This window comes from Roseiarcus sp. (genome assembly GCF_052145395.1).
In the GTDB taxonomy this organism is placed as follows: domain Bacteria; phylum Pseudomonadota; class Alphaproteobacteria; order Rhizobiales; family Beijerinckiaceae; genus Roseiarcus.
The window spans coordinates 1-3,405 of sequence record NZ_JBKQOT010000589.1 but is presented as its reverse complement, the minus strand read 5'-3'; the positions used below and the strand labels follow the sequence as shown (position 1 = coordinate 3,405).

The 3,405-nt window shown below is 66.9% G+C and carries 1 protein-coding gene; it reads right to left on the bottom strand.

Annotated elements, in window-relative coordinates; genetic code table 11:
• On the bottom strand, positions 1 to 3,155 hold a 3,155-nt coding region (locus tag ACLP25_RS20295), incomplete at its 3' end, for an N-6 DNA methylase (RefSeq protein WP_442470965.1).
• Positions 3,156 to 3,405 lie beyond the last annotated feature (250 nt).

The following is a 3,405-nucleotide window of genomic DNA, read 5'->3' as shown; positions in this document are numbered from 1 at the left end:
ACGATCAGCTGGTCGACGCCGATCTCCGCGATGGTCAGCATGTCGTCCTTGCGGCTCTTCAGCTGCTCGAGGTCCTCCTCCAGACCCTCCTTCATCCGCTCGATGCGCTTGCGCGAGAGCCGGTCCGCCCCGTCGATGCGCTCGAGGAGATCCGAATAGGATTGCATCTGCCGCGTGATCAGCCCTCGCTCGAAAGTGGCCGGGCAGGGTATGAACTTGAAGGCCGAATGGGTGATGATGATGCAGTCCCATTGGGCGGTCGCCGCCCGGGCGAGAAACCGCTGGCGCTTGTCCTTCACGAAGTTCGTCTCGTCGGCGACCAGGATGCGGGCGGTCGGATAGAGCTGGAGGAACTCCCGGCTCGCCTGGGCGAGGCAATGGCCGGGAACGACCATCATCGCCTTGGTGATGAGGCCGAGCCGTTTCTGCTCCATGATCGCGGCGGCGAGGCTGAAGGTTTTGCCCGCGCCGACGGCGTGGGCGACATAGGTCGTGCCGGAGGCGACGATCCGCCAGATGACCCGCTTCTGATGGGCGTAAAAGCTGATGACGCTGGACGCGCCGGGAATCGTCAGGTGCGACCCGTCGAAATGGCGCGGGACGAGATTGTTGAAGCGGTCGTTATAGATCCGCGCCAGGCGGTCGGCGCGCTCGACGTCCTTCCACACCCAGGTCTCGAAGGCCGCCTTGATCCTGGCGAGCTTGTCCTTGGCGGCCTCGGTGTCGGCGGCGTTGAGGACGCGCTTCCTCACCCCGTCTTCCTCGAACTCGTCGTAGATCTGGGGCAACGAGGCGTTGAGGGCGTCCATCAGCAGTTCGCCGGCGTGCCGGCGGGACGTGCCCCAATCGGTCGAGGAGGTCGGAGCGAACGCGAAGGCATGGACGTTAATCGACCAGCTCGCGATCTCGACCGTATGATAGACGGGCGTCGTGACGCCGAGCACGTCCTCGGAGAAGGCGGCGACGACGTCGGCCGGGATCCACGGCGCGCCGAGGCGGGCGGTAATGTCGGAGGGCTTCAGATCCTCGGGCAGGGTCCTTTCGAGGGCTGCGACATTGCGCCGATAGCGTTCGTTCAAGCCCGCTGCGGCGATAGCCGCCGTGAGCTTGTCGCGGACTTTGCCCGAGAGATACGCGTCGGCCGTCGCCCAGACGTCCCTGCCTTGGGCGACGGTTGCTTCCGGATCGAGAAAGATGCGCTCGCCGAGCTTCGCGATCGCGGTCTCGCGGGAACGGCCCAAGAGTTCGGCGATCCGGTCGAGATCGACGGCCCCCGTCTCGTGCAGGGTGACGGCGAGCGCGTCCTCGGCCGTCTCGATCAGCGGCGTGGTCTCGGGATGCAGCACGCGCTCCCGGAAGATCGGCCCCTGTTTCGCCGTGCCGCTTTCGAGGTCGTAGTCCTCGATCGAGGCGACGAGCCAGACGTCGGGGTCGTCGAGAAAGGGCTGAAGGTTAGGACGGCGGAAGGTCTCGCGCGTCTCGCCGTCGGCGCTGACCGTCTCGCTGATGGTGGTCAGGTTGATCGGGCCGAAGCTGCGAACGAAGCTCGCATAAGCCGAGCGCAATCGGATTTGCGCCGATCCCCAGGGCTTGCCGTCGGCCTGGGCCCGCAGAACCTCGCGCACCGCATCGCGCACAGCGATCAGGCCGCGGATGATCCTGGCGTGCTTTGCCGGGATGCCTTCGGTTCCTTTGCCCTCGCGGACGGGGACCGGCTGCGGCGTTCCGTCGATGATCTGGACGAGCGCGCCGTCATGGACGAGATAGCTGCCCTCCTTGATGATCGCGCCCTCGGCGGCCGTCCCGACGCTGAGCTGCGTCGCCGTCCGGTCTTTTGCGGGCGAAGGCGCGATCGGCTTGAAGAGGTCGCGCGGCAGCCGGTCGAGGGCTTGCGCGAGAAGGTCGGCGAGCGCGCCGGCGGTCGCAAGGACGGGCCGGCACGTATAGGCCGGCCCGTAGGCGCTGGACGTGCGGGCGTGGTCCCCAAGGACCATTTCGGGGTGATCGACGAAGTAGCGGTTGATCGCGAGCGCCGCCTCGCCGTCTTCGGCCGGTACAGCTTCGGCGAGGCTGTCCCAGGCCGCGCCGCCTGCTGCGGCCCCCGCATCCCGCTTCTTGAGGAAGAGGATGTCGACCACGACGTCCGTTCCGGCCGCGGCGTGCATTGCGCCTTCGGCCAGGCGCACCGCGCCGATCAGGTCGGCCATGGACGCGATATGCTTGCGGGCGGTCTGATCGACCTTGTCCATGGTCCAGCGCGAGGTGACGAAGGCGGCGAGGCCTCCAGGCCTCAACCGCTCAATCGCGCGCGCGATGAAATAGTCGTGCAGGGAAAGGCGCAGCTCGCCGGCCGGATCGTCGGCGCGCACGGTGCGGTCGGAGAACGGCGGGTTGCCGATCGCGAGATCGAAGACGTCCGGGAGACGCGCCCTGGTGAAATTCTCGTGCCGGATGCGGGCGTTCGGATAGAGGAGCTTGGCGATCCGGGCGGTCACAGCGTCCATCTCGACGCCGGTCAACGCCAGCTTGTTCGCAAGCGCTTCCGGCGCGAGGGCGAAGAAGAGGCCCGTTCCGCAACCGGGCTCGAGCACGCGCCCGCCGTCGAAGCCCATCTTGCTGAGCGCCCGCCAGATGGCGCGGATCATGAACTCCGGCGTGAAATGCGCGTATTGCGTCGCTCGCTTGAGATTGGCGAGATCCTCGCGCGAAACGAGCTCTTCGAGCTCGAGGCCGAGACCTTCCCACTGAGGGGCAAAGCCTTCGCCGGCGCGGCGAAAGAGCTTGTCGGCGAGGTCCGTAGCGCCGAACCCCGTGAATTTCGCCAGCTGCTCCTGCTCGTCAGGCCGGGCATGACGGGCTTCGGCCTCGATTGCGGTCATGAGTCGGATCGCGGCGAGATTGTCTTTGGCGCGCGCCTTCCAGCCGTCGGCGAGACGGCGGTCGCCGGCAAGGCGGTAGTCGTGGGCGGGGACGGCCGGCTTCGTGGGGCCGGGCGCGTCGACGACTTCGGCCTCTTCCGGCTCGAAGGTCATCTCCGGAAGGGCAGGGGACTTGGCGGTCGGGAATCCGGCGGTCGGGGATCCGCTATAGAGCCCGAGGCCTCCGCCGAGGCTCGTGGTGTCGAGGAAGGGCAGGGTGAACTGGTCGTGCTTCATGGGAGACGCGCGCTTTCCGAAAAATGCGCGTGCGGACGCGAAGCCCTGAAAGCGCATGGCGCTTCGAGGACCCGTCATCTGCACGCGAGGGTTGGAAGGGTGAGGGTTTGGAAGGACGAGGCGGGTTCAGCCGCGCTTGATCTTGGGCTCGTAGAAGGCGCTCAGGATCGCCTGCCGGACGTCGTGCCAATTCGGCGACGATTCTTTCGATACGCGGTCGAGGATTTCCGAGACGGTCGAGAACTCGGCC